Genomic DNA, 24,912 nt, shown 5'->3' with positions numbered 1-24,912 from the left:
ACAGCCAGCGGGTGGGGTCAGCCCAGATCCGCCATGACGTAGGGCTCCAGCTCGGCGGCGAACGTCTCGCTTTTGACTCCTTGCGCCATGCCCGGGGTGCCGGAGTCGATCGGGATGCGCAACGCGCTCGGGCACGATGAGTACGCATCGAGGTCGCTGTCGATGACGAAGGTGGCTACTGCCTCACCGGTCCTGGCCTCGTACACCCTGAACGAGTGCGTCGCCGGGTACACCGGGCTCTCCCCGAAATCCCATTCGCCGGTGCCCATCGATGTGAACTCCCGCTGGTGAACACCGGTCAAGCACACGACCAACTGGCCCGGTAACGGTTCGTCCTCCTGCGTTTCCTCGTCGTAGGCCCGCCATTCGTGAGGCACCGTGTAGATGTCGAAAGATCCACTCCCCAGGTCAGAGCCGGATGAGGGCAACAATTCCACGCCGACCAGCACGAGGTGCGGTCCGGGACCCGCGTAGGGAGGCGCGGCCGGGTTCGGAACGCCCCCACCGCCGAGGCAGTAGTCGACGGAATTCGAGGGCTCCGGTGAAGTGGGAGCTGCCGTCGGCACGATCGGGGTGGGTGAGGGAGTCGGTTCCGGCTCACCCGACCCGCCGCATCCTGGGGCGCTCGCCAGCAGCACAGCGATCAGGGACAGCGCACTCCGGTATGGCATGCGTTTCATGGAACCGTAAAACCGTAAAGACGTGCCGAAGGGAACTCTGGTTGTTCCATTCTCCGTTCTGGGAAGACCTCGGTTTCTGGCCTGCTCGACCGGTTCCCCGAGTTGTGAGGGGCGGAGCGTCAGTGGCACACGGTGAAGAACATTCCGGTCGCGCTCGGCCTTTGAGAAGCCCTCATGGTCGCTGCCCGCATCAGGCTGCGGCTTCCTCGTGACGTGCCGGGCGGGGCACCCGGCGGGGGCTGATCAGGATCAACGTCGTCGCCACGGCGAGGCCGGACAGGAGGGCGGATACGGTCAGGACGGCTTGAACCCCGCCGGTGACAGCTTCGCGGTCGGCGCCGCCGTAGAGGGTGTAGACGGCGCCGAGCGCTGCGGTACCGATACCGGCTCCGACGGAGGCCAGGGTGGAGACGCTTCCGGCGACCATGCCGACGCGTTCGGGTGCGGTGACGTTGACCGCCACGGCCATCACCGGCGCTCCGGCGATGCCGCCTCCGGCGCCCCAGGCCAGCAGCGGGACCAGGAGCACCCACCACGGGGTGTCGGGGGCGACCAGCAGCGCCAGCGCGAGGAGCCCGGCGCCTTTGAGGGTGTAGCCCAAGCCGATGACCAGACCGGGCGCCCAGTGGCTGAGGAGCTTGGAGCCGACCATTCCGGTGATCATCTGCGCGAGGAAGATCGGCGTCATCAACAGGCCCGCGAGGGTCGGGCCCAGCAGCAGCGCGTCGGCGAAATACAGCACCAGGTAGACAGAACCCCCGATGCTCAGAACACGGGAGAGGAACACCGCGAGCATCGCCCCGGAGAACGCCGGCTGGGTGAACAGCCGCAACTCCAGTGTCGGCTGGGGCACGCGGAACTGGAGGACGGAGAACCCCGCCAACGACGTGAGCGCAACGATCAGCAGTGCCGTGTCCTGTATGCCCCAGGTTGCCTCTGGGCGGAGCATGAGCGTGGTGGCGGCGCCGAGACCGACCATCAGCAGCACGCTGCCCAGCCAGTCCGGACGGGCAGCGGGGCCGGGCTGCGCGGTGCGTGGCAGCACACGCGCTGCGACGATGTAGGCCGCGATGCCCAGGGGGATATTGATCCCGAAGACGGCCTGCCATCCGAAGGCCTCGATCAGCAGCCCGCCCAGGGTCGGGGCGAGCAGCCCGGCCGCGGTGGCGAACGATCCCCAGGCGCCGATCGCGAGGTTGCGTTCTTCACCCGAGTACCGGTCCGAGAGCAACGGGATGCCGTTGACCATGATCACCGCAGCCCCGGCGCCCTGGACGACCCGGGCGAGGTTCAAGAACCCCAGGCTCGGCGCCAGCATCGCCGCCAGCGAGGCCAGGGTGAACACCGCGATCCCGGTCAGGAACAACGGCCGCCGCCCCCACCGGTCGGAGAGGCTTCCCACCACCTGCGTGAGGGCGCCCATGGCGACCGTGTAGGTCACCACCACCGACTCCACGGAACCTCCATCGGCGACGTCGGCGCTGATCAGCGGTAACCCGAGCGCGACGATCGTGATGTCGACGACCACCAGCCCGGTGGAGGCCATCACCAGCACCAGCACCCCGCTCAACGGCGGCAGACGACGGGACTTCTCGGCGGCCATACGATCCTCGGCTTTCGACGCGTCAAGGGTTACCTGAGCCAGGGTGCGGCACCAACGACCTAAAAGTCAATGTGTGTGAAGTTTAAGTGTGCGGCCCTAGGATGGGGCCATGCCCAGCTCGCAACGCCGCCGACCGACGACCCGCAAGGGCCGCCCCGTGCTCACCCGCGAAATCATCGCGACCAAAGCCTTGGAGATGGCCGGCGCACAGGGGTTCCGCGCGATCACGATGCACGCCCTGGCCGCCGAACTCGGGGTGACCGTGCGGGCGTTGTACAACTACGTCGAGAACCGCCGCCAGGTCATCGACCTCACCGTCGACCTCATGCTCGACGCCTGGAACCCGCCCCCGCTCGACCCCGGGACCTGGGAGGACTCGGTAGCCGCCCACGCCCGATCACTGCGAGCGCTGTACCGGCGCTGGCCCCGCGCCCTGCTCGTCGCCGTCGACGAGGACACCCCGCCGACCTCGGTCCACCCCAACCGGCTGACCAACCTCGACCGGTTCCTGACACTGCTGCGCGACATCGGCCTCGACACCACCGCCGCGCTCGACGTCCACCGGCACCTGTCCCTGCTCGTGTTCTCCTTCGCCCTGATGGTCGACCACCCCGCCGACCGCGCCACCACCGCGAACCGACCACTCATCCCCGCCCCCTGGCTGGAGGAACACACCGACCTCGACATCCCCACCCTCCGCGAAGCCGCCGCCCTCCCCACGCCGAGCCCGGACGAACAGTTCCAGGCCCTGATCGCCTTGATCACCACACAGGTCAGAAGCCACCTCCACAGTCGGTAACCGGGTTGCTGCAAGGAACGCACCGCGTACGAGGGATGGCACGGTCTCGTCACAGGCCGGGGCGTTAGAGGGCCTGGACCGGTGGCTGGACGCCGGGAACGAATCCGGCGGGGGCCGCACCGTCTCCACGGCGGCCCCGGCCGCCGGCGAACGGCCCCGTGTACGGTCTGCGGCATGACAGCAGAGGAAGCGAAGGCCCCCAGGCCCCGGGTGCAGCTGGTCATCGGCATCGTCCGCCAGGGCCACGAGGTCCTGCTCGTGCGGGAGAGCCTCGGCAGCGGCGGCGAGATGTGCTGGTCACTGCCCGGCGGCGGGGTCGAGGACGGCGAGCTCATGCACGAAGCCCTGCGCCGCGAGCTGCGGGAGGAGACCGGGCTGTTGGTGGGCGACCCGGTGAGGACCGCGTTCCTCATGCACATCGACTCCGAGGAGCACCCCTCCGCAGTGGCCGCAGCCTTCGAGATCGACGAGTGGTCGGGGGACATCGCCCCGCAGGACGACGACATCGAACACGCCGCCTTCTTCCCCCTGCCCGACGCCCTGAAGCTGCTCGGCGAACTGGACAGCCCGACACAGCGGGAGCCCATCCTCGGCTACCTGACCGGGGCCGTCGCGTCGGGGGCCACCTGGCTGTACCGCAACCGGGGCACGCAGGAGAGGCTTGTCGCCCGCTGGTGACGCCAGACCGCATCCACTGTCGTCTTCGCGGCTGCCAACGGTCGCGCGGCCTCGCGCACGGCACCCCGTGAACCGGCGTCGCGTTCCGGGACCGCACCCGGTGCCACGACGGCGGCGGACCCGGCCGCTCCGCCGGTCACCGCGACCGCGCATGACATCTGTCATCCCGGGCCCGTGCGGAGCGCAGAGGTATCCCGTGACCGGTGGCACTCGGTTGCGGGCGCACCCCGAAATACGTTCGTGGCATGTACCGCAACGATGACTTCTCCGCCCCTCCTCCACCCTCGCGACCGGCCGCCGAGCCGTTCCTCACGGCGTGGGACGGCGGTGCGGGGCAGGCCCCGCCGCCCCCGCTGTCCGGGGAGCCGGCCCGTCCCGCGCCGGCCCCTGGGCGCCGCGGTCCGCGGGCGGTCCCGCCGGGCGTGGAGTACCACCGCGTGCTCGCCGGGGACAAGCGCCGCATCGGTCGGGGAGTCCTCGCGATCGTGCTCCTGGTGGCGGGGCTGTTCGTCTTCGGCCTTGCCTTCGTCCAGGCCGCTACCTTCCTGGACACGCGGATGGGCAACACCAACCCGGCGGCGGGCGGCACCGACTACACACCGCTCTACCACGCCGCGGGCATGCTCTCCCTCGCCCTGCTCATCCCATGGAGCATGCTCATCCAGCGGTGGCTCTACGGGGTGAGGGGCGCCTCGCTGCACTCGGTGGTCTCGGGTTTCCGGTTCGACGTGTTCGGCCGGGCCCTGCTGTTCATCGGCCCCGTCTGGCTGGTCGCCGTGTTCGTCATGAACGTCTCGATGCCCGTCGAGCAGACCTACTGGCCGGTCGCCGACCTGGTCGGCGTGCTGGTCGGCACCCTCCTGCTGACGCCCCTGCAGTCGGCCGGCGAGGAGTACGGCCTCCGCGGTCTCGTCCTCCGGGTCACCGGGAGCTGGAGCCGCGGGCCGCGCACCGGGCTGGTCCTCGGCGTCCTCGTCTCCAGCCTGCTGTTCACGACCGTCCACGGCGCGGACGACCCGTGGATCAACCTCTGGTACTTCACCCTCGCCGTCAGCCTGGCCGTCATCACCTGGCGCACCGGCGGCATCGAGATCGCCGTCGTCGTCCACGCCCTGCTCAACACGCTCACCTTCATCATCGTCACGGCCCTGCACTCCGACATCGGCAGTGCTGTCACGGACCGGTCGGTGGGCACAGGGTCGGCCGTCCTTCTCGTGCCGAGCGTCACCGTCGCCGCGATCGCGGCAGTGGTGTGGCTGCGCACGCGCAGGTCGGGACCGGCGCTCACCCCTTCCGACCCGCACCCCGTGCGGGTCTGACGGGGCGACGGCGGCCATGGGCGCACGGCCGCCGGCCGGCGTCGGCGGGGCCCGTCGACGTCTCCCTCTCCCGAACGCCGATGACCTTCTGTCCGGGGCCCGGTCTACAAAGACGGCTACAGACGGATCGACGGGAGCAACTCATGGGACAACTGGTCGTGGTCGAGTTCGTGTCGCTGGACGGCGTCATGCAGTCGGTCCTCTCCGCGGACGAGGACCGGGAGGGCGGGTTCGACGGGGGCGGCTGGGTGCTGCCCTACGTCGACGACGTCGTGGAGCGGGTCATGAGCGAGGCCACGGCCGGAGCCGGCGCTCTGCTCCTCGGCCGCAGGACGTACGAGATCTTCGCCGGAACCTGGCCGTACGCGGACATGGACGATCCCGCCGTTGCGGCGATGAACGCGATGCCCAAGTACGTCGCCTCACGCACCCTCGAGGAGCTCGGGTGGAACAACTCCGTCCTCCTCGGCGCAGACCTGGTGGCGGAGGTCGGCCGGATCAAAGCCGAGACGGAGGCGGAGACCGTGGTGCTGGGCAGCGGTGACCTGCTCCGGACGCTGGTCGGGCACGACCTCGTCGACGAGTACCGCCTGCTGGTCTTCCCGCTCGTCCTGGGCAGGGGCAAGCGGCTCTTCGCCGAGGGCACGGCCCCGCGCCGCCTGGCCCTGGCCGCCACACGGTCGACACCGTCCGGAGTCCTGATCAACACGTACCGCCGCGTAGGGGAGAGCGGCCCCACCGCCTAGGCCCGCCGGCTTCGGCTCGTGCGGAGAGGGGCTTCCACCCTGATGGGAGCCCCTCGCCGGACATGCGGGCGCGCGGCCGTCGTCGCGTCCCCTCACGGAGCGGCACGGACGTGGTTGGATTGGCGGCGCACCTTCGCGCCGGAACGTCCTGGCTCGTCGGGCGCTCGCTGCGCTGCCGCCCCTCGATCGTCTGCCGACGGGCCGGCCGGAGCGCCCTGGAGAAAGGCCGTCCCGGCCCGCTGCCCGACGGCACACCCCCGTGAGGAACCACGCGATGAGCACCCCGCCCGCCTTCCCCCTGAAGCCCGTTCCGATCCACGTCGGCGACGAGGTCCTCGACGACCTGCGCGCCCGCCTCGCATCGACCCGCCCGCCGCTGGACGAGGGGAACGGGGACTGGTCCTACGGCGTTCCCGACAGCTATCTCCGTGACCTGGTCGCCTACTGGCGGGACGGCTACGACTGGCGAAAGGCCGAGGCCGCCATCAACGTCCACGAGCACTACCGGGTGGACGTCGCCGGTGTCCCGGTGCACTTCATGCGCAAGCCCGGCCGCGGCCCCCGGCCGATCCCGTTGATCCTCACGCACGGCTGGCCGTGGACGTTCTGGCACTGGTCGAAGGTGATCGGCCCGCTCGCCGATCCGGCCGCGTTCGGAGGTGACCCCGAGGACGCCTTCGAGGTCATCGTGCCGTCCCTGCCCGGCTTCGGCTTCCCCGGCCCGCTCACCGGCTTTCCGGACGTCAACTTCTGGAAGGTCTCCGACCTCTGGCACACCCTGATGACCCGGACCCTGGGGTACGCGAAGTACGCCGCCGGGGGCTGTGATATCGGCGGGATCGTCTCCAGCCAGCTCGGCCACAAGTACGCCGACGCGCTGTACGGCGTCCACATCGGCTCCGGGCTGCCGCTCGACTTCTTCAACGGCCCCCGGGCCTGGGACTTCGCCCGCAACCGGCCCCTCACCGACGACCAGCCGGCCGATGTCCGCGCCCGGATCGTCGAGATGGACCACCGCTCGGCGAGCCACCTCGCCGTGCACATGCTCGACGGCGCCACCCTCGCCCACGGTCTGAGCGACTCACCCGCCGGACTGCTCGCCTGGCTGTTGGAGCGGTGGAACGCCTGGAGTGACAACGGCGGCGACGTCGAATCCGTCTTCACCAGGGACGACCTGCTCACCCACGCCACGATCTACTGGGCGAACAACTCCATCGCCACGTCGATGCGCTACTACGCCAACGCCAATCGCTACCCCTGGACCCCCTCCCACGACCGCACCCCGGTCGTGCAGGCCCCGGTCGGCCTCACCCTCGTCACCTACGAGAACCCGCCCGGCGTCCACACCGCCGCCGAACGCGTCCGGGCGTTCAGGAACGGCCCGCAGGGCGACTGGTTCAACCACGTCAACGTCAACGCCCACGACCACGGCGGCCACTTCATCCCCTGGGAGAACCCCGGGGCCTGGGTGGACGACCTGCGCCGCACCTTTCACGACATCAGGCCCTGACCGGCCTGCGCGGGCTCCCGGACGGACGGCCGGGCGGACACCGCCCGGCGGGGGAGTGCGCGTAGCCCGACCGGCCCCTCCCGTTCGTCTCTCAGGCCCCCGGCTCCTGGCGGACGCGCTCCTGGTGGCGACGGGCCTTCAGGCGGTTGCCGCAGGTCTTCATCGAGCACCAGCGGGCGGTGTTGGCGCGGCTGCGGTCCAGGAGGAAGAGGCGGCACTCGTCGTTGCCGCAGGGGCGCAGCCGGCCGGGCCTGCGTGCCCGGACCTCGTACCAGGCGAGCACCAGCTCCACCGCGAGCCTCCGTTCGGGCGGCCCGTGCAGAGGCCACCGCAGCTCCTCCCGGCCGACCTCGGGGACCCGGTGGGCGCCGGCGAGGATCCGCCGCAGCTCCGTCTCGGGCAGGGGGCCGCGGGTGGCGGCCTGGACCGCGTCCCTGGCCGTCCGCAGCCAGTCGAGCGCCGGCGCCTCGTCCGGGCCGCCGTGCTCCTGCGCCCACCGCCGCAGCACGGCGTCATCGGCCCACAGGTCCCGCGGCCGGCCGTCCACCACCGGGGTGCTGTTCAGCGCCTCCAGCAGCGCCTGTTCGTCGATCACGACCGCCCACCTCCCTGCCTAACCCTCTTGGTTCACTTGACAGGTTACCTCGAATGGGGTCCACTGTGGGTGTCGATAACCACCAAAATGGATTGATAGGGTTAGTCATGGTCGAGGTCCGCCACCAGTACGCCACCGTTCGAGGGCACCGCGTCTTCTACCGGGAGGCCGGCCCCCGCGAGGCGCCGGCCCTGGTGCTCCTGCACGGTTTCCCCACCAGCTCGCGCATGTTCCGCCACCTGATCCCGCGGCTCGCCGACCGGTTCCGCGTCATCGCCCCGGACCACCTCGGGTTCGGCCACTCCGACACCCCGCCGGCCGACACGTTCAGCTACACCTTCGACGCGCTCACCGACATCACCGAGGCGCTCCTGGCCGAGATCGGCGTCGACCGCTACGCCGTCTACGTGCAGGACTACGGCGCCCCCATCGCCTGGCGGCTCGCGCTCCGCGCCCCGGAGGCGGTCACCGCGGTGGTCTCCCAGAGCGGCAACGCCTACGAGGAGGGCTTCGTCCCGCAGTTCTGGGCGCCCCTGTGGGCCTACGCCGAGGACCCGGGACCCGGCACGGAGCCGGCTGTCCGCGCCGCACTGGGGCCCGACGCCGTCCGCTGGCAGTACCTCCACGGCGTGGACCGCCCGGAACTGGTCGACCCCGACACCTGGACGGCCGACCACCGCGACATCAGCCGCCCCGGCAACGACCTCGCGCAGCTCGCCCTCTTCCGCGACTACGCCGCCAACCGGCCCCTGTACCCGCGGCTGCACACGTACTTCCGGGAGAGCCGCGTCCCGCTCCTGGCCGTATGGGGGGCCGGGGACCTCATCTTCGGCCCCGACGGTGCGCGCGCCTTCGCCCGGGACCTGCCGGACGCCGAGATCCACCTGGTGCCCGGAGGCGGCCACTTCCTGCTCGAGAGCCACCTGGACACCGTGGTCGGCCACATGCGGGACTTCCTGGGCCGCACGCTGCCGTGACCAGGGCGGGTCTGACGCCGCGGCCCCCGGCGCGGGCTGTGACGCTCCTCGGCCCCCGGGCGGCCACGGCGGCCGGCGCCGCCCGGACACCCGCCGTGCGTGCCGGCGCCCCTCGGCGCGCACGGCAGGGAACGCCCGTCCCAGGGCCCCGCCCAAGCCGGGACAGTGGCGCGCCCCCGCCGGTGAGGCGGGAATCGGAGTTCTCCTGCGCCCGCCGGCCTCCCCGGTGAGGATGGGGCCATGCCCCTCCCGCGCCCCCTCCCGCGCCCCCTCCCGCGCCCCGGCCGCACTCCTCGCCCTCGCCCTCACCGCGTGCGGCGGACAGGACACGGCCCCCGACCCTGAACCCTCTCCCACCGCCGACGCCTCGACCTCCCCCTCTCCCGAGGGCCTGTCGCAGGAAGCCCTGGAGCAACAGGAGATCGACACCATCTCGGCGTGCACGCACGCGCGCATGGCCGCGGAGTCGTGGGACGTGGCCGCCGGTGTGGAGCCGGCGGAACCCGGTGTGGACGTCGACAGCACCATCACGTCCTTGACCGAGCTGGGCGACCTCTACGCCGGGACGGCTGCCGATTTCCTGACAACGGCGACCCCGGAGGCCCGGGAGGCGGTGGCCGACCAGGCTTCACCTCAAGGAATGGTGGCGGTCCTACGCGAGTGGTGCCTGGACACCGGGGTCATCGACGAGGAGGGGGAGCCGATCGACCCTCCGCCCGGGTACGAGCCCCCTTCCGAGGCGGAGTGACCCGGCCCCTCGCCCAGGAGGGACGTGGCCCGTCGTCCCAGGACGACGACCCGCTCAGGGGAAAGCCCGCCCTTCACACCTGTGGAGGGCGTGGCTTCTTCGCGTCCAACCGCACACCTGTCGTGCACGGCCGCGTCAGGTCTGGAAGGGCGGGGGGTTGGTCCCGCGCATGCGGTAGTCGGGGCGGGGCCGTTCCAACCGGATCGACTCCAGCACGGTGTAGGCGTGGTACTTGGTCTGGGTGGTGGCGCCCGCCAGGCGCTCCCACCACAGCTGCCCGTTACTGGTCCGCTTCTCCAGGACGTGCCGGGTGGTGTAGTTCGCCATGGAACTGATCCAGTTCTCCGTGCCGACGAAGACCCTGTCCTGGCCGGCGCCGGCCAGGATGCCGACCAGCACGTCGGAGCCGCTGAACCGCTCGACCGCCGCGGTGGCCCCTTCGAGCACGTCGGCGAAGTACTCCACGCACAGCTCCACCTGCTCACGGGTGCCGTAGTGCATGTGGTGCCCGCCGACGAAGAAGTCGAAGTCGTACTCGAGGATCTGGGAGTGCGCCTCGTACCAGCCGGAGATGTTCTGCGAGGCGTCGCAGTGCATGAACGTCACGGAGCCCGGGCTCAGGATGTCCACAGCGGTGAGCACCTTCTGCCGGGGGGCGTAGACGAAGATGTTCCCCGGGCAGTGGTTCTCGCCCTTGTAGGACAGGTGCAGCTCCACGCCGCCCACGTCGAGGACGTAGTCGTTCTCGAACGTGCGCGTCGGCACCGGGCGCTTGGGGTCGGGGAACCGCTCCAGGAGTTCCTTGGTGATGCGGTGGGCGACGATCTCGACGTCGGGACCGAACACGGAGGCCGCGCCGATGTGGTCGGCGTGCCAGTGGCTGTAGACCACGTGGGTCACCGGTTGGTCGGTGACCTCCTCGATCGCCGCCAGCATGTTCTCGCCCAGCGTCGGCGGTGCGTCGATGGCGACCACGCCCTCGCCGGTCACCACGAACGCGGCGTCGTAACCGGCGCTGGTGACCCAGTAGAAGCCGTCGCGCAGTTCCTCCACGTGGTAGCCGTACTTCTGGAAGCGCTCACTCCGCAGATACGGGGGGTAGTAACCCTTGGGGTCGGAGGGGTCGTCCTCCCCGACCCGGGGGAAACCGTAGTGGTCGATGCCGTAGAAGTCCGGGGCGCTGTCGGCGGTGATGGTTTTCTGGCCGCTGGGGCACATGGATGAAATACCTTTCCTTGCTCTTCGCTCTTGTGGAACATGCGGTCCTCGGCGCGGCGCACGACCGGCCGCGCTGTTCCGGTCACGTGAACCGCAGGACCGCCTTGGTGATCCGACCCGAGCCCGCGTCGTCGAACGCGGTGTTGATGTCGGTGAAGTCGTAGAAGGACAGCAGCCGGTCGATCGGGAACCGGCCCGCCCGGTAGAGTTCGGCGAGTTCGTCGACCAGCAGCGGCGAGACCGCGTCGCCCTGGATGATGCCTTGCAGCGACTGGCCCATCGTGAGCCGGCCCGCGTCGACCACCGCGCCCCCGCCCTCGTGGAAGGCCACGAAGCCGAACCGCCCCATGGGCGCCAGCGCGCCGACACCCGCGTCGAGGTTCTCCGCCCGGCCGCTCGTGTCCAGGACGTACTCCATGCCGCGCTCCTGGACCGCGCGGAGCTCGGCTGCCAGGTCCCCGACCAGCCCGGGGTCGACGGTGTGGGTCGCTCCCAGTTCGCGCGCGAGTGCGAGCCGGTCGGCGTCGACGTCGACCGCCACGATGACGGCCGCACCCGCGACGCGCGCCGCCATGACCGCAGCCAGGCCCACGGCGCCCACGCCGAACACGGCGAGGGACGCGCCCACCGGAACGGCGAGGGCCTTGAGCACGGCCCCGGCGCCCGTCTGCAGACCGCAGCCCAGCGGGGCCATGACCTCGAGGGGCAGGTCGGCGGGCACCTTGATGGTGTTGCGCTGGTGGGTGAGGGCGTAGGTGGAGAAGGAGGACTGCCCGAAGAAGTGTCCGCGGGGTTCGGGGCCGGTGTCGGGCCCACCGGCGGTGTGCAGCCCGTTCGACCCGTCCAGGCGGGCCCCCGCGAAGTTCGCCGCCCAGACGTCGTCGCAGTAGGCCGCGTGCCCGGAGACGCACGGCTTGCACCGACCGCACGAGTGGTAGGAGAGCACGACGTGGTCACCGGGTGCGACGGAGGTGACGGCGCTGCCCGTGCGTTCGACGATCCCCGCGCCCTCGTGCCCCAGCACCACGGGCAGCGGTGTCGCCATCCGCTGGGCCCGCACGTGGGCGTCGGTCGCGCATATCCCGGTCGCGACCATCCGGACCAGGACCTCGTCGGGCCGGGGTTCCTCGACCTCGACGTCGCGGAACTCGAACGGCCCGTCCTGCTTCTCGATCACGGCGGCCAGCGCGGGTGTGGTCGTACGGCGTTGCCCGCTCACAGGGCCCCGCCGACGCCGAAGCGACCGGGGACAGCATTCATCGACGACTCCTGGAATCGGTGTGGTGCGGGCCGAAAGACCCTCGAGCGGGACTGAACCTACGGCAGCCGTTCGGGTCCGCGAATCGGTCGCCGTATCGGTCACGGCCGCAGGTGCTGCCGGAGGCCGGTGCGCGCGGCCTGTTCCACCCGGGCGATCAGTCGGCTGTTGTGGACGGCGTGCGCGAATCCCGGGGTGTCGTACGTCCTGTTCCTGATGTCGCGGGCCAGAGCGGCATACACCTCTCCCACGTTGACGGAGGCGCCCGTCCAGACCTCCGCGGCGGTCGGGCCGGCGCCGGAGGCGACGGGGGCGTCGGGCGCCGTGAACTCCGCACTCGAGGTCAGCACGAGGTCGCCGACCTGAACACCCGCGGGATGGTCGCCGGTCAGCGCCAGCCGGCCGTCCGTTCCGCGGACCTCCAGGCTGAAGCGGGCGTCCGCCGCGGGTACGCCCGCCAGGACCTGCACTCCCACCGGCGCACCCGAGGCGGTCTTGACGACGGCGTCGAGGTGGTCCGGTGTCTCCCGAACCGACATCTCGCCGGTGTCGGTCAGCCGTACCCGTGGCCACAGGAGTTCGGTGCGCGCGTCGATCTCGGTGACGCGCCCGAGGACCGCCTCGACCACGTCGAGCACGTGGCCCACCGCGATGGTCAGGAAACCGGCTCCCGCCGCCGCCTTGTCGAAGTACGCGTAGGCGCTCACCGACTCCGGGCCGTTGCCGAACGTCGTCGCGGCGACCCGTGCCGAGAGCAGTCGCCCCAGCCGGCCCTCCGCCACGATCTGCCCGGCGCGGCGCACCGAGGGGTTGTGCCGCCCCTGCAGGCCGATCGCCGTGTGCAGTCGGCCCGCCGCCGCGGCCATCTCCTCGGTTTGCGCGACGGTCGCGCCCAGCGGGGACTCCGAGTACACGGCCTTGCCCGCCGCGAGTGCCGCCAGCACGAGTTCGCGGTGGGCCGGAACCTTGACGGCCACGGTGACGAGATCGACGGAGGGGTCGCCGATCAGTTCGAAGGGATCGGCGAACCAGGACTCGGCGCCGAACACCTCGGCCGCGCGGCGCGCACTCTCCTCGCGCCGGGTCGCCACGGCCGCCAACCTGAACTCCGGCTGCGCCGCCAGGGCGGGGACGTGCGACGCCCCCGCCCAACTCGCCTCGGTGTCGGCGCCGATGACGCCGACACGGATCGGGCTGTTCGACATGATGTGCGGTTCCGTTCTTGATGAGCGGCCGGCGTACGGCTGGTCCGTAGGTCCGGTCCGCTGTCGGGGCGCGGAAGTGGTGGGGCCGTCCCGGAGGCGTCGCGCCACCGCCCGGGAGCCGACCGGTTCGGTCGGCGGGCGCGCGGGGCGGTACGCGCCCCGCCGCCTTCTCAGCGGTCGACGGCGGCCATGTCGGCGGCGGCGTGGCGCTCGCCGGAGGCCGGCGCCAGTTCGTTCAACCGGGTGATCTGGGCGCCGGTGAGCCGCAGGCCGTCGGCGGCGGTGTTCTCCTCGAGACGGTCGGCGCGCCTGGTGCCCGGAATGGGAGCGATGCCTTCGCCCTGCGCGAGCAGCCACGCGAGGGCGACCTGCGCCGGCGTGGCTCCGACCTCCGCGGCGACCCCGCTCACCCCATCGACGATGCGCAGGTTGCGCGCGAGGTTGCCGCCGGTGAACCGGGGGTTGGTACGCCGCCAGTCGTTGGCGTCCAGGCCGTCCAGCGAGCGGATGCCGCCGGTGAGGAAGCCGTGCCCGAGAGGCGCATAGGGGACCAGGCCGATCCCCAGTTCCCGCAGAGCGGGCAGCACGTCGGCCTCGACGTCACGGGTCCACAGCGAGTACTCCGTCTGGACGGCGGCCACGGGGTGGACCGCGTGGGCCCGGCGGATCGTTGCCGAGGCCGCCTCCGACAGGCCGATGTGGCGCACCTTGCCCGCGGCCACCAGTTCGCCCAGCGCGCCCACCGTGTCCTCGACGGGGGTGCCGGGGTCGACGCGGTGCTGGTAGTACAGGTCGATGCGGTCGGTTCCGAGACGCCGCAGGGAGCCCTCCACCGCCGCGCGGATGTTGGCGGGGGTGCTGTCGGGGCCCGGTCGGCCGGTGTGGGAGACGAGGCCGAACTTGGTGGCGACGACGACCTGGTCGCGGCGGCCGCTGATCGCGCGGCCCAGGAGTTCCTCGTTGACGTAGGGCCCGTAGGCCTCGGCGGTGTCCAGATGGGTGGCGCCGAGGTCCACGGCCCTCTGGACGGTGCGGATCGACGCGGCGTCGTCACGGCCTGCTCCGGTGTAGAACGCGGACATTCCCATGACGCCGAGGCCGATGCGCGAGACCTGGAGTCCGCCGAGCGATGTGGTCCGCATGCGGTGGTCCTTCCTGGACGGGTCGCCGGTCCGCGGTGGCGCACCTGTGCCGGTGTGCCCCGGGCCGTGCGAACTTGACGCATCAAGTTCTACGTGACTCAACTTGATCCGTCAACAACGGCGGTTAGGATGGGGTCATGGCGAGAATCACGGCGGGGGAGCACGGGTCGGACCGGGACGCGTCCCAGGGGCCGACGACCGAGAGGGCGGAGCCCGGCGAGGATCTCCACGCGGGACGGCCCGCCCCTTCGGCTGCGCCGGCGCGGTGGCTGGAGCCCGACGAGTTGGCGGCGTGGCTGGCCAACTCCGCGCTCATGATCAGCCTGCCGGCCGCGCTGGACGCGCGGATGCAGCGCGAGTCCCGGATGACCTTCTTCGAGTACATGGTGCTCTCGGTGCTCTCCGAGCAGCCGGCGCACACCCTGCGCATGAGCGAGCTGGCCGCGCGCACGTCGGCGTCGCTGTCGCGGTTGTCGCACGTGGCGGGGCGGCTGGAGAAGCGCGGACTGCTCACACGGGCCCGGGTTCCGGGGGCCGGTCGGCGCACCGACGCGATACTGACCGAGGCCGGTCACGAGGCGGTGGTGGCGGCGGCGCCGGGGCACGTCGCGGCGGTCCGCGAGTATCTGATCGACGGCCTGGGGCCGCAGGAGCTCGCGGCGCTGCGCCGTATCGGCACCGCGGTCGAGGCCGCCATCAAGCACGGGCGATCCGAGAGCGGCTCAGCGGCACCGGCTCCCGAGGAGGGAGCGACATCCCGGGCGGACGGTCCCACACCGCCGCACGGGTAACCCCGCCGCCCGGTCCCGGACGGCCGGGGGTGGGGGCTCACCGGTCGTCGGTGACGGTCCCTCACTCCCGGTCGTTCTCGACGCTCCACTCGACGAGCGGGTGCAGGACGCGCATCAGCCCGGCCCCGCGTTCGGTGGGCCGGTACAGGATCTGCACCGGGGTGGTCGGCACGACCGTCCGGTCGATCAGCCCGTGGGCCTGCAGTTCCCGCAGGCGCTGGGACAGCAGCTGGTTCGAGATGCCGGGAACGTACGAGCGGTACTCGACGAACCTGCGGGCGCCCCGCACGGACGCCAGCAGCACCGAGGCGGTCCACTTTTTGCCCACGATCTCGACCGAGCGCTGGAAGCTGCGGCACACCTCGTCGTCGATGTACTCGAATTCGTCGGCTGCACCACCGTGTGCGGAGGGAGCCGCGGACGTGTCGGTCGGTCGGGATCTGGCCATGCGGGCAGGGTACCGGAGAGGGTCATCTTTGCTGACCGAGTCATGTCTGTTTTGTTGCTGAAGGGAGCTGTTGGGCAGTCTTGGACCATGAACACGCATCCCATCTGTCGGGAATCGCCATGAACCGGGGACACTCGCCGGGACACGGACCGCACCCGCCCGCCGGTGCCGCTCGCGAGCCCCTCACCGCCGATCGAGCGCCATGAAACCGCCGCTTTCCGACACGCACACCGCCGAAGCCGGGGTTCTCCCGGCAACGGCGGAGCCGATCGGCCGCCAGGAGGAGACCGCGGCCCTCGACGGGCTTCTCTCGGGGGCACGCGGCGGTAGGGGCGGCGCCCTCGCGCTGTGGGGCGAACCGGGCATCGGCAAGTCCACCCTGCTGCGCTACGCCCACGACCGGGCCGCGGACTTCGTCCGGCTCGGCCACCGGGCCACCCGGTCGGAGTCGGACCTGCCCTTCGCCGGGCTGCACGGGCTGCTGCGACCGGTGGCCGCGCGGACGGGGTCGCTGCCGACGGACAGGGGCGCGGCATTGCGTACCGCACTCGAAGCGGGTACGGCGTCGGCGAACCCTCTCCCGGTGGGGGCGGCCGTGCTGTCGCTGCTCTGCGCGATCGCCGAAGAGCGGCCCGTCCTCGTCTTGCTGGACGACGCGCAGTGGCTCGACGCAGCCAGCGCGCGGTGTCTGGGCATCCTCGTCCGGCGTGTGGCGGCGCATCCCGTGGTGGTGCTGGTGGCCGACCACGGCGACCCGGCCGCCCGGCCGTGGGAGGGCATCCCCGACGTGCGGGTCGAGGGCCTCGCCGAGGAGAGCGCCCGCCACCTTCACACGACCGTGGCCCCGCGCGCCGACGAGGCCGTGGTGCGGGCGGCGGTCGAGGAAGCGGGGGGCAACCCCCTGGCGCTGCTGGAGTCGGTCGGGGCCGACTGGGGCCCCGACGAGGTCGAACCCCTCCCCGGCCGGCTGCGGCCGCCCGTCGGACCGCGGCTGTGTCGCGCCTTCCGTGCCGCGATCGAGGCCCTGAGCCCCCCGGCGCGGTTGCTCACCGTACTCGTGGCGGCCGAGGACCACGGTGACCTGCTCGTGGTGCGGCGGGCCGGACGCGCCTTCGGCATCGACGACACCGCCTGGGACGAGGCGGCGGACGCGGGCCTGCTGCGCGTGAGGGGCGACCGAGTGGGGTTTCGCCACCCCGTCGTGCGCAGAGCCGTCTACGAGTGCTGCGGTGCCGCGGAGAGGCGGCGGGCGCACCAGGCCCTGGCCGCCGCGCTGCCGGACGAATCGGAGGAGCACGCCTGGCACCTCGCCTCCGCGGCACACGACCACGACGAGGACGTCGCCGGACTGCTCGAACGGACCGCGGCCCGCTCCCGGCTCCGCGGTGCCATGGAGGCGGAGGCACGGGCGCTGCGGCGGGCCGCCGAACTCTCCCCGGCGCCGATCGACGCCTCCCGGAGGCTCGCCGGAGCCGCACGGGCCGCCTGGGACGCCGGGTGGGCGACCACCGCGGAGCGCCTGCTCGACGACGCGGAGCGGTTGGCCCCGGGGACCCACATCGCCCGCTGCAGCCTGGGCCTGCGGGGTGTCATCGAGTCGTCCCGCGGCGCCCCCGAACTGGCCCACCACTACCTGACCACCGACATGGAGCTGGTCGAGGACCCGGGTACGGCGCTGGAGCTGGGCACCACGGCCATGCGCGCCGGCTGGGCGGCCGGACGCAGCGATCTGGCGGCCGGGGCTCTGGAGTCGCTGCTGGAACTCGACGTCGAGGAGCGGGCCGGGCTGCCCGTCCTCCTGGCCTGGTGGAGCGACGACCCGGCCGCCGACACCGCGCCGGCCGACGCGACCGGTTTCGCCGACGCCCTCTCCCGGGCGCGGAGGACGCCGCTGCGGTTGCTTCCGCCTGCTCCTCTCGCTGTGGTCTGGGGCATCGACACGGCGACGGGGGACGCGCTGCGCCGCCGAGCGCCGCACCTGCGGCGGCGTTTCGAACCGGCCCGGCTCGCCGACGTCCTGGCCCATACCGCGACGCTGGACGGCTTCGCCGGCCGCTGGGCGGAGTCGGAGTCCGCGGCCGAGGAAGGGTTGCGGCTTGCGGAGGACGTGGGCGCCGACCAGATCGCCGCCCACTGCCGCAACTGCCTGGGCTGGCTCGCCGCCGTGCGCGGTGACGAGCACCGGGCCGCCGAGGCCGCCGACCGCGTGCTACGGACCGCGCTCCCCCGGGGAAGCCGTGCGGTGAGCGCGGCGTCCTACTGGATCAAGGGCATGACGAGCCTGTTCCAGGAGCGCCCCGGGGAAGCGCTGGACACCCTCCTGCGCCTGGCCGACCCCGGACACGGCGCGATGCACCCGACCTTCGCGCTGCTGGCCGCGCTCGACACCGCCGAGGCCGCTGTGCACGTGGGACGGCTCGACGTCGCCGAGGAACGGGTGCGGCGGCTGCACGCCTGGGCGCGGCGCACCGGAGCGCCGTGGGCGTGCTCCTCCGCGCACGCCGCCGAGGCACTGTTGGGCGGACCCCGCGCCGAGGACGCCTTCCGAACCGCGCTCGACGTGCACGGCACACGATCGCAACCTCTTCTGCGGGCCCGCACCCAGCTGTTCTACGGCGAGTGGTTGCGGCGGGGCCGTCGGCGGACCGACGCGCGTGTCCACCTCGGGAGCGCCTTGGAGGTGTTCGACCGCCTGGGGGCCGAGCCGCTGAGCCGGCGCGCGCGGCGTGAACGGGACCTCACCGGCCCCCCGGGCGGCCGGGGGAGCTCCGACGCCGGAGAGGACGTCCGACTCACCGCCCAGGAGCACAGGATCGCCCGGCTGGCCGCTCAGCGGATGACGAACCGTGAGATCGCCGCGAAGCTGCGGATCAGTCACCGCACCGTGGGCCACCACCTCGGCAACGTGTTCGCCAAGCTGGGCATCACCGCGCGGTCCGAGCTGGAACGCACCCACGGCGGCCCGGAGCCGGGTTGAGCCGCGCCGGTGTGTGGGGCGCCGCGGTCGGGCGCTGTGGCGCCTGCTGCCCGGGGGCGACCGCATCGCGAACATCTGACAAGCACCACGGACGGGGCACCATGCCTCACCCGCTATCACGCACCAGCTCGTCAGGCTTCGTCGTGTCCGGGGCCGGCCCCGGCGGACAGGGCACCGCTGTGGGGGGCTGCCGAAGCCGTTCGCGGGCCGGACGACGCCGGGACGGTGGTCGCCGGGGGTTCGGGCCGCCTCCGGTAGCTCGGGGGGACCTACCGGAGGCGGCGCCGGGGGCACCTTCTCGAACGGGGCGCGAAGGTCTCCACTCCTCGCTCCCCGGTGTCCAGTCGAGTCGCCCTCCCAGGTTTCAGAATTCCGATAACCTGGTTTGCGCGTGACCGGAACTGAGAAACTTGTTCTGATCCGCGCATGGCGTTTTGTACCCGGCGTTCCGCGTTTAAAAGCCTACGAACGAGTAGATCTCACCTGTGAACGTTCCTGAACGTTTCTGAACGCCTGGGAACGCGATTCCGACGTGTGGGCGCATCAGACTCATTGGTTCATATTAGGCACTCAATCGGGCATACCCTGTTCTCCCCCATGCCGCTTCCTCCTCGACTTGAGGTACTTTTCCCCACATCGACACCTCACGGGCATCCACCTCTCGATCGCGACGTCTCCGGGGTATCTGTCGCGATTTCTTTCCGCTATGAGCGGGTGTGTTCCGGTCCAGTCGAAGAGGAAAATCCTTCACGAAAGGGTTGTTGAGCCCATGATTCGCTTCATCTTTCACAGGGGCACCACATCCACAGGCACATTGTGCGCCTGCGGCCGGACCGGGGGCACCGCCCCCGTCGCGCACGGGGCGGAGGCCGGCCGATGAACCAGCGGCGCCAGCCCGAGAGCGGCCCCCAGCAGTCCCTGTTCCGCTACCGCCCCGAATACGGCTACGAAGTCGTTCCCGACGCCCTGCCGCGCCGGGTCCGCGTGGACGCCGAGGGAATGCTGTGGGGCGAGGTCCCCGTGGTCCCGGTGGTCTCCGTGACGCCCCCGGAGGAGCCCCGCACCCGGACCGGCCGCAGCGTGGAGGTGCTCGTCGTCGGCGAGCGCTCCTCCCACGGTTCCGCGGCCGGGGCGCGCCGCCGGCCGCAGGCCGTGCCGGACCTTCCGGGCCACGACCTCAAGCCCGACCCGCTCCTGGCCGCGACCCCCGCCGAGTTCATCGAGACCATGCGCCGCTACCGGCGGTGGGCGGGGGAGCCCTCGTTCCGGGAGATGAACCGCCGGGTGGAGTTCTGCTCGGCGGCGGCCTTCTGCGCGACGCTGCGCGGTGACCAGCTCCCCAAGTACTCCGTGCTCAACGCGTTCGTGGTCGCGTGCGGAGGGTCCGAGGAGGACTTCCAGCGGTGGGTGACGGCATGGCGGCGCCTGGACCAGAACGGCGAGGAGCGCCCCACCATGATCCTGCTCCCGCCGAAGGACTGACGGTGCGGGGGGACGGGGCCCGTCGGCCCCAGCGGAGAAGGCCCAGGTCTCGCGTGCGAGGAAAGGCAGAGGGACAGGTGTCCGACAACCGGGACGGGGCGCGGGGCCGACGCGCCCGGAAGAGGGCGGAGTGCTGCTCCGCCGAGAACGGTCCGGCCGCCGAGGAGGCCCGGCGGAACACGAGGATGCTCCTGCTCACGGCCTTGGGAGTGGTGATCGCGGCCGCGGCGCTGGCGGTCGGCGTGGGCCAGTGGTACACGTCCGCCCGGCCGACGCCCGGGAGCGACTCCGACCGCTCGACCCTGCAGGTGAACATCACCGTGCAGGAGTGACCGGACACCGTTCCGGGCCGAGCGGCCGGAGCGCCCGCGACCGGCGTGGTGCCCCCTGTGTCCTGCCAGGAAACCCGGGGCACCCCGCCGGGACCCCGCCGGCGGGTGGTGATCGGCAAGGCGTGATCCTATCGGGGATCCGCCGATCGGGTCGGTCGGAAGCGGGAACGCCTGGTCACGCGTTCGCGCAACGGTGCCCGTGCCATCGCTAACCGAGCTGTTCGGCCAACCCGACGATGATCCCCGCGGGGCCGCGGACGTAGCAGAGCCGGTAGCTGTCCCCGTACCGGGCCAGCTCACCGACGAGTTCGGCGCCGTGAGTGCGCAGACGGGCAACGACGTCCTCGATGTCGTCGACGGCGAACATGACGCGATGCATGCCCGGCGTGTTGTGCGGCGGGTTGTGCGGACCGGCGCCGATCGGCGCGGGGGAGTGGTATTTTGCCAGCTCAAGACGTCCGTGCCCGTCTGGGGTGCGCATCATCGCGATGTCGCAGCGGACGCCGTCGAGTCCGACGGTGCGGTCCGCCCAGGGGCCCTCGATCTGCGCTCTGCCCTCTAATTCCATGCCGAGTTCGGTGAAGAAGGCGATGGCGGCCTCCAGGTCGTCGACGACGATGCCGACGTTGTCCATCCGCTGAATCGTCATGGTGGTTCTCCTTCGTCGCGTGGCCCGGCGTGCCCAGGTGTACCCGGGACGGAGCCGGCGCCGCGTTCTCGACACCCGGAAACGGGCTGAGTTCCCAGAGGCCTGCCTTGAGACCCTCACCGCTCCCGGGGTGCCTGCCTAGGAGGCGAGGTAATCCAGGGCGAACCCGAGCAGGAACAGCGGGACCGCGATGACGCGTACCGCTCGCTCGAAGCGGGGCCGCTCCAACAGGGCCCCGAAGCCGGCCACCGCGGACGGCCCGTGGAGCAGCAACAGCCAGACGGTGGGGTAGACCGCGAGCACGGCCAGGGCGATGAGGAGGGGCGCCCCCCATCGTCCCGCCACAGCGCTCGGTACGAGTGCGACCGCCACGATGAGCAGCAACAACCCGAGCAGCACCACACCGAGCAGTCCGACGATGAAGTACGGGCCTTCGCGCTCGGTACGAAGGGCGCGCCCCCAGGTCATCAGCCGGGCCGGGCCGATGACGTCCAGGAGGATGGTGGTACCGGCGAGGAACGCGAGCAGTTTCCCGAGTCTGCCCAACCACAGCACGGGCACGCCGTACAGGGTGTGGCCGGTGAGTTGCTGCCCGGACCACCACAGGTTCCAGGCGTCGAGGAGGGAGAGATCCATGCCTCTATGAGACCCCGTTCTGAGCACGACACGGGGTCTCCCACCAGATCCTGCAGTGGTCCTCCTGGACCTCGGGGAGTCGGGGCGGGGTGGTCAGGGTCGTCTTGGCGGCCGGGCGGGCTGAGGTGACCTGCGACAGAACCCGCCGCGCGGCGGGTTCATCGCGTAAGAGCCTGGGGACACTGCAGCCGCGCACGAGAAAGCCCCGCCTTCCACGCGAGGGTGGAGGGCGGGGCTGGTGTCAGGGGTGGAGCTGGGCGGCCAGGTCGAGCAGGCGCCGCAGCTGGGGGGCCACGGCGGACCTCAGCGCGTCGGCTGCCCGTAGCTTCGGGGGAATCAGGCCTTCTAGCATTCCTGGAGGCCGTCGAACCTGCTGGGCCACGGCCACTGGTAGCTCATCCGACCGTTCGCGGCAATCGTTGTGCAGGAGAAATCGGGGCCGTAGGCCAGCAGGACTTTGATACGAAGGTTGTCGTCGCAATCGTTGTACACCGTCAGATAGTCCGTAGCTCCGCTGTCGTTGAGGCTGGTGGTAACGCAGTTGGGGACCGCCGCGGCGGCCTGCGGAGCTGTCTCAGCGGCGACGGGAGTGGACCAGGCCAGAAGCCCGGCCGCCGCCAGCGCGCTGGCGGCGATTGCTGAAGTCGTCTTCCCAAGCATGACGAGAACTCCTTGTGCCAAAGGTAAACAGGACGAGGACAGCATGCGCGCCATGAGTCGGATCGGCCAAGGCCTCATGAGCGTCCAGGTGTGGCCATGACCGGACGCGGCCACCCTGCGCGGAAGAGGGCTGGAGGAGCTATTCGTCGTCGGTCAGCTCTGCCTGCTCGTGTAGAGCGCGAGACCGTCGCGTGGGGGGCTTCGTGGTCTCAGTCGTCCTTGGCCGGGGGCTGCTCGGTGCGCTCAGGGCACTGAACTGGTGCCTCTCTATGACGGGCTGCGCCAGGCCGAACGCTCCCGAACCCTGTTCACCTGGACGGGCAGAGACCACGTTCAGCGGACCCTCCAGCAGGCCCACGACCAGGACCACGATGACAAGGGGGAGTGTGGGGAAACCGGCCAGCCTGAACGCTTCGATGGTGTGCCGGTCCAGCAGTGAGGAGTACCCGGCGAGCGATGACAGCTCGGCCGGGGGCGTGGTCATCAACAGCGCCGCGAGTGCGAGGCCCAGGCTGCAGGACAGAATGGTCCACGGGGGGTAGGTACCCGCGAGCGGGTTCTGCGCCACGTGCCAGACCAGGAGGCCGATGGCGACGATCAGCAGAGCGGCCGCGTTCCACGCTCTGCCCCGGTCCGCAGAACCCGCTCGGCGCCCGTCCGCTGGCGCTTGGGCGGTGGAAACTGTCGGCGCGATACCGCGTCGGGGAGATCTCCCAGGCCCGCATCGCGCAGCCACGCGCGCCGTTCGGCCGGGGGGACCCACCCCGTGGCTCCGGCCTCGCTGCCGCTCCGGTGGACATGGTCCGTGCGTGAGAGGAGTTCGGAGCCGACGGATGAGCAGGCCGAGCTCTCTTGGTGCCGGGCCCTTCCGTGATGTTCCAACCCTCGTTCGCGCCGAAACCACCAGTCCGGTTCCGGCCAACCGTCGTGACGGTACGTGCACGCCGGGCTACCGTCTTCTCAGGACCACCCGAGGAGCGCGCATGGGCAGTCACGGCAAGCCCGACAGCGAGGACAAGAAGGACGGCCCCAAGTGGGAGCAGGACGGGCAGAAGCCCAGTCCCCACGGCGGAGGCGGCCAGAAACCGGGCGGCGGTAAGTAGTGCCTCCCCCCGGCTTCGACGTCGACGAGCGACTGGCCGCCCTGCTGGACCACCTTCAGGAGATCGGCGCGCTCACCGACGAGCGGTGGCGGGCCGCTTTCGCCGAGGTGCCCCGCCACCTGTTCCTCCCCGACCCGATCTGGGCCGACGACGGCGCCCGCGACGACGGGTGGATGGTCCCCGTCGGCCGCCAGGACCCCTACTGGTGGGAGAACGCCTACGCCGACTTCGCCCTGCCCACCCAGGTCGACGACGGCACCCCGGCCGGAGCGGACGGGCGGGGCCGTTACACCACCAGCTCGGCCTCCCAGCCCTCCCTCGTCGCACTGATGCTGGAGGCCCTGCAGGTCGAGGACGGCATGCGGGTGCTGGAGATCGGCACCGCCACCGGCTACAACGCGGCCCTGCTCAGTGCACGCCTGGGCGCGGAGAACGTCACCACGATCGAGGTCGACCCGCACCTGGCGGAGCAGGGCCGCGCGGCCCTGGCCGACGCGGGGTTCAAGCCGACCGTGGTGTGCGGCGACGGCGCCTTGGATGTGCCCGGGGCCGCGCCGTTCGACCGCGTGCTGGCGACCGTGGCCGCCAAGCGCATCCCCTATGCCTGGGTGGAGCAGACCCGGCCCGGCGGCCTGGTCGTCACCCCGTGGGGCAACGACTACGCCGCCACGGTCCTGCTGAGGTTGGAGGTGGGCCAGGACGGGACCGCGTCGGGCCGGCCGATCGGCGAGGCCCCGTTCATGTGGCTGCGCGAGCAGCGCTCGGCGAAGGGCGCCTGGTCCGACCACGTCGACTTCGACGCACCGGTCAGACGATCCGCGACGCAGGTCGACCCGCAGGTCCTCGCCGAACCGTGCGGTGGAGCCGAGTTCGCCGTCGGCGCGATGGTGCCCCACCTGGCGAAGGCCCTCTTCCACGCCCGGGACGGGTCCGGGGAGTACACGCTGTGGCTCTACGACACCCGCGGCTCGTGGGCGTCGGTGGACTTCGTTCCGGGCGCCGCGGAGTACGCGGTCGAGCAGGCCGGCTCCCGCCACCTGTGGGACGAGGCCGAAACCGCCCACCGATGGTGGGAAGCACAGGGAGGCCCCGGCCGGGAACGGTTCGGGGTGAGCGTGGGACCCGAGGGCCACCGGGTGTGGCTCGACGAACCCGCCCGCCCGGTACCGACCCCGCAGGGGCCCAGAACCTGGTCGCACCGATCCTGACTGCAACGTGTTAACGCACTTGTGTGCGAGGTGGGGGAGCCTCGAACGCGAGGAGGCCCGCACCCTGTGAACTGGTCTCCGGTGTAGCGAAACCGTGGCGACGGTACGCACCCTCACCGCCCTGTGACGGCCCGGGCTGCGAGAAGGT

Annotated in this window: 23 protein-coding genes; 12 read left to right on the top strand and 11 right to left on the bottom strand. The window is 71.5% G+C overall.

Features of this window, described 5'->3' with window-relative positions:
- Positions 1–17 precede the first annotated feature (17 nt).
- Both ACWGL3_RS01075 and ACWGL3_RS01070 read right to left on the bottom strand, forming a co-directional pair.
- Entirely contained in the window at positions 18–680 is a 663-nt protein-coding gene (locus tag ACWGL3_RS01075; RefSeq protein WP_267944858.1) for a hypothetical protein, read from the bottom strand.
- 190 nt (positions 681–870) lie between these two features.
- The gene (locus ACWGL3_RS01070; RefSeq protein WP_267944857.1) at positions 871–2,283 is read right to left on the bottom strand and encodes an MFS transporter; all 1,413 of its coding nucleotides are present in this window, start codon (positions 2,281–2,283) and stop codon (positions 871–873) included.
- A 109-nt stretch (positions 2,284–2,392) separates the two neighbouring features.
- On the opposite strand from ACWGL3_RS01070, the gene ACWGL3_RS01065 reads away from it, so the two are divergent.
- From ACWGL3_RS01065 to ACWGL3_RS01045, 5 genes are all read left to right on the top strand, one after another.
- Positions 2,393–3,082, top strand: a complete 690-nt coding sequence (locus ACWGL3_RS01065; protein ID WP_267944856.1) for a TetR/AcrR family transcriptional regulator — start codon at positions 2,393–2,395, stop codon at positions 3,080–3,082.
- Between the two features lie 174 nt (positions 3,083–3,256).
- Positions 3,257–3,760, top strand: coding sequence for an NUDIX hydrolase (locus tag ACWGL3_RS01060; protein ID WP_452460632.1), 504 nt, complete (start codon positions 3,257–3,259; stop codon positions 3,758–3,760).
- 245 nt (positions 3,761–4,005) lie between these two features.
- Complete coding sequence (locus ACWGL3_RS01055; protein ID WP_267944854.1) at positions 4,006–5,079, top strand: CPBP family intramembrane glutamic endopeptidase; 1,074 nt, start codon at positions 4,006–4,008, stop codon at positions 5,077–5,079.
- Between the two features lie 143 nt (positions 5,080–5,222).
- A complete protein-coding gene (locus ACWGL3_RS01050) occupies positions 5,223–5,825 on the top strand; it encodes a dihydrofolate reductase family protein (RefSeq protein WP_267944853.1) in 603 nt (200 codons plus the stop codon).
- 274 nt (positions 5,826–6,099) lie between these two features.
- On the top strand, positions 6,100–7,335 hold the full coding sequence (locus tag ACWGL3_RS01045; protein ID WP_452460631.1) for an epoxide hydrolase family protein: 1,236 nt from the start codon (positions 6,100–6,102) through the stop codon (positions 7,333–7,335).
- Between the two features lie 91 nt (positions 7,336–7,426).
- Here ACWGL3_RS01045 and ACWGL3_RS01040 read toward each other — a convergent pair whose 3' ends face one another.
- A complete protein-coding gene (locus ACWGL3_RS01040) occupies positions 7,427–7,930 on the bottom strand; it encodes a CGNR zinc finger domain-containing protein (protein ID WP_267944851.1) in 504 nt (167 codons plus the stop codon).
- Positions 7,931–8,037: 107 nt separating this feature from the next.
- On the opposite strand from ACWGL3_RS01040, the gene ACWGL3_RS01035 reads away from it, so the two are divergent.
- Together ACWGL3_RS01035 and ACWGL3_RS01030 are read left to right on the top strand one after the other, a co-directional pair.
- Positions 8,038–8,907, top strand: coding sequence for an alpha/beta fold hydrolase (locus ACWGL3_RS01035; RefSeq protein WP_267944850.1), 870 nt, complete (start codon positions 8,038–8,040; stop codon positions 8,905–8,907).
- Between the two features lie 226 nt (positions 8,908–9,133).
- Entirely contained in the window at positions 9,134–9,655 is a 522-nt protein-coding gene (locus ACWGL3_RS01030; protein WP_452460630.1) for a hypothetical protein, read from the top strand.
- Between the two features lie 135 nt (positions 9,656–9,790).
- On the opposite strand, the gene ACWGL3_RS01025 is transcribed toward ACWGL3_RS01030, so the two are convergent.
- From ACWGL3_RS01025 to ACWGL3_RS01010, 4 genes are all read right to left on the bottom strand, one after another.
- On the bottom strand, positions 9,791–10,873 hold the full coding sequence (locus ACWGL3_RS01025) for an MBL fold metallo-hydrolase (protein WP_267944848.1): 1,083 nt from the start codon (positions 10,871–10,873) through the stop codon (positions 9,791–9,793).
- 82 nt (positions 10,874–10,955) lie between these two features.
- Positions 10,956–12,092, bottom strand: coding sequence for an NAD(P)-dependent alcohol dehydrogenase (locus tag ACWGL3_RS01020; RefSeq protein WP_267944847.1), 1,137 nt, complete (start codon positions 12,090–12,092; stop codon positions 10,956–10,958).
- 140 nt (positions 12,093–12,232) lie between these two features.
- Positions 12,233–13,336 (bottom strand): Gfo/Idh/MocA family protein, encoded by a 1,104-nt coding sequence (locus ACWGL3_RS01015; protein WP_267944846.1) that lies wholly within the window; start codon positions 13,334–13,336, stop codon positions 12,233–12,235.
- A gap of 170 nt (positions 13,337–13,506) precedes the next feature.
- The gene (locus ACWGL3_RS01010) at positions 13,507–14,478 is read right to left on the bottom strand and encodes an aldo/keto reductase (protein WP_267944845.1); all 972 of its coding nucleotides are present in this window, start codon (positions 14,476–14,478) and stop codon (positions 13,507–13,509) included.
- A gap of 137 nt (positions 14,479–14,615) precedes the next feature.
- Between ACWGL3_RS01010 and ACWGL3_RS01005 the strand changes: the two genes are divergently transcribed.
- Positions 14,616–15,269 carry a MarR family winged helix-turn-helix transcriptional regulator gene (locus ACWGL3_RS01005; RefSeq protein WP_267944844.1) on the top strand — a complete coding sequence of 218 codons (654 nt, stop codon included), beginning with the start codon at positions 14,616–14,618 and terminating at the stop codon, positions 15,267–15,269.
- 61 nt (positions 15,270–15,330) lie between these two features.
- On the opposite strand, the gene ACWGL3_RS01000 is transcribed toward ACWGL3_RS01005, so the two are convergent.
- A complete protein-coding gene (locus ACWGL3_RS01000) occupies positions 15,331–15,717 on the bottom strand; it encodes a winged helix-turn-helix transcriptional regulator (protein ID WP_452460629.1) in 387 nt (128 codons plus the stop codon).
- 202 nt (positions 15,718–15,919) lie between these two features.
- Here ACWGL3_RS01000 and ACWGL3_RS00995 point away from each other — a divergent pair, with 202 nt between their 5' ends.
- The 3 genes from ACWGL3_RS00995 to ACWGL3_RS00985 all read left to right on the top strand — a co-directional run bounded on the left by ACWGL3_RS00995 (position 15,920) and on the right by ACWGL3_RS00985 (position 20,508).
- Positions 15,920–18,694: an AAA family ATPase gene (locus ACWGL3_RS00995; RefSeq protein WP_452460628.1), complete on the top strand. Its 2,775-nt coding sequence runs from the start codon at positions 15,920–15,922 to the stop codon at positions 18,692–18,694.
- 876 nt (positions 18,695–19,570) lie between these two features.
- Positions 19,571–20,176: a hypothetical protein gene (locus ACWGL3_RS00990; RefSeq protein WP_267944841.1), complete on the top strand. Its 606-nt coding sequence runs from the start codon at positions 19,571–19,573 to the stop codon at positions 20,174–20,176.
- Positions 20,177–20,253: 77 nt separating this feature from the next.
- Complete coding sequence (locus tag ACWGL3_RS00985; protein WP_344178076.1) at positions 20,254–20,508, top strand: hypothetical protein; 255 nt, start codon at positions 20,254–20,256, stop codon at positions 20,506–20,508.
- 208 nt (positions 20,509–20,716) lie between these two features.
- Here ACWGL3_RS00985 and ACWGL3_RS00980 read toward each other — a convergent pair whose 3' ends face one another.
- The 3 genes from ACWGL3_RS00980 to ACWGL3_RS00970 form a co-directional block, all read right to left on the bottom strand.
- Positions 20,717–21,142: a VOC family protein gene (locus tag ACWGL3_RS00980; protein ID WP_344178160.1), complete on the bottom strand. Its 426-nt coding sequence runs from the start codon at positions 21,140–21,142 to the stop codon at positions 20,717–20,719.
- Between the two features lie 153 nt (positions 21,143–21,295).
- Positions 21,296–21,793, bottom strand: a complete 498-nt coding sequence (locus ACWGL3_RS00975) for a hypothetical protein (RefSeq protein WP_344178078.1) — start codon at positions 21,791–21,793, stop codon at positions 21,296–21,298.
- Positions 21,794–22,138: 345 nt separating this feature from the next.
- A complete protein-coding gene (locus ACWGL3_RS00970) occupies positions 22,139–22,453 on the bottom strand; it encodes a hypothetical protein (RefSeq protein WP_352987109.1) in 315 nt (104 codons plus the stop codon).
- Positions 22,454–23,555: 1,102 nt separating this feature from the next.
- Here ACWGL3_RS00970 and ACWGL3_RS00965 point away from each other — a divergent pair.
- Complete coding sequence (locus ACWGL3_RS00965; RefSeq protein WP_344178084.1) at positions 23,556–24,764, top strand: methyltransferase domain-containing protein; 1,209 nt, start codon at positions 23,556–23,558, stop codon at positions 24,762–24,764.
- Positions 24,765–24,912: the final 148 nt, after the last annotated feature.

The organism is Nocardiopsis sp. NPDC055824 (genome assembly GCF_053616335.1).
The sequence above is the reverse complement of the archived record's forward strand: the minus strand, read 5'-3'. Positions and strand labels throughout refer to the sequence as shown.

Excerpts from the sequence above, each read along its gene's own strand:
- ACWGL3_RS01075 (WP_267944858.1), bottom strand. The coding sequence starts at position 680 with ATGAAACGCATGCCATACCGGAGTGCGCTGTCCCTGATCGCTGTGCTG.
- ACWGL3_RS01070 (WP_267944857.1), bottom strand. The coding sequence starts at position 2,283 with ATGGCCGCCGAGAAGTCCCGTCGTCTGCCGCCGTTGAGCGGGGTGCTG.
- ACWGL3_RS01065 (WP_267944856.1), top strand. The coding sequence starts at position 2,393 with ATGCCCAGCTCGCAACGCCGCCGACCGACGACCCGCAAGGGCCGCCCC.
- ACWGL3_RS01060 (WP_452460632.1), top strand. The coding sequence starts at position 3,257 with ATGACAGCAGAGGAAGCGAAGGCCCCCAGGCCCCGGGTGCAGCTGGTC.
- ACWGL3_RS01055 (WP_267944854.1), top strand. The coding sequence starts at position 4,006 with ATGTACCGCAACGATGACTTCTCCGCCCCTCCTCCACCCTCGCGACCG.
- ACWGL3_RS01050 (WP_267944853.1), top strand. The coding sequence starts at position 5,223 with ATGGGACAACTGGTCGTGGTCGAGTTCGTGTCGCTGGACGGCGTCATG.
- ACWGL3_RS01045 (WP_452460631.1), top strand. The coding sequence starts at position 6,100 with ATGAGCACCCCGCCCGCCTTCCCCCTGAAGCCCGTTCCGATCCACGTC.
- ACWGL3_RS01035 (WP_267944850.1), top strand. The coding sequence starts at position 8,038 with ATGGTCGAGGTCCGCCACCAGTACGCCACCGTTCGAGGGCACCGCGTC.
- ACWGL3_RS01025 (WP_267944848.1), bottom strand. The coding sequence starts at position 10,873 with ATGTGCCCCAGCGGCCAGAAAACCATCACCGCCGACAGCGCCCCGGAC.
- ACWGL3_RS01015 (WP_267944846.1), bottom strand. The coding sequence starts at position 13,336 with ATGTCGAACAGCCCGATCCGTGTCGGCGTCATCGGCGCCGACACCGAG.
- ACWGL3_RS01010 (WP_267944845.1), bottom strand. The coding sequence starts at position 14,478 with ATGCGGACCACATCGCTCGGCGGACTCCAGGTCTCGCGCATCGGCCTC.
- ACWGL3_RS01005 (WP_267944844.1), top strand. The coding sequence starts at position 14,616 with ATGGCGAGAATCACGGCGGGGGAGCACGGGTCGGACCGGGACGCGTCC.
- ACWGL3_RS01000 (WP_452460629.1), bottom strand. The coding sequence starts at position 15,717 with ATGGCCAGATCCCGACCGACCGACACGTCCGCGGCTCCCTCCGCACAC.
- ACWGL3_RS00995 (WP_452460628.1), top strand. The coding sequence starts at position 15,920 with ATGAAACCGCCGCTTTCCGACACGCACACCGCCGAAGCCGGGGTTCTC.
- ACWGL3_RS00990 (WP_267944841.1), top strand. The coding sequence starts at position 19,571 with ATGAACCAGCGGCGCCAGCCCGAGAGCGGCCCCCAGCAGTCCCTGTTC.
- ACWGL3_RS00980 (WP_344178160.1), bottom strand. The coding sequence starts at position 21,142 with ATGGACAACGTCGGCATCGTCGTCGACGACCTGGAGGCCGCCATCGCC.
- ACWGL3_RS00975 (WP_344178078.1), bottom strand. The coding sequence starts at position 21,793 with ATGGATCTCTCCCTCCTCGACGCCTGGAACCTGTGGTGGTCCGGGCAG.
- ACWGL3_RS00970 (WP_352987109.1), bottom strand. The coding sequence starts at position 22,453 with ATGCTTGGGAAGACGACTTCAGCAATCGCCGCCAGCGCGCTGGCGGCG.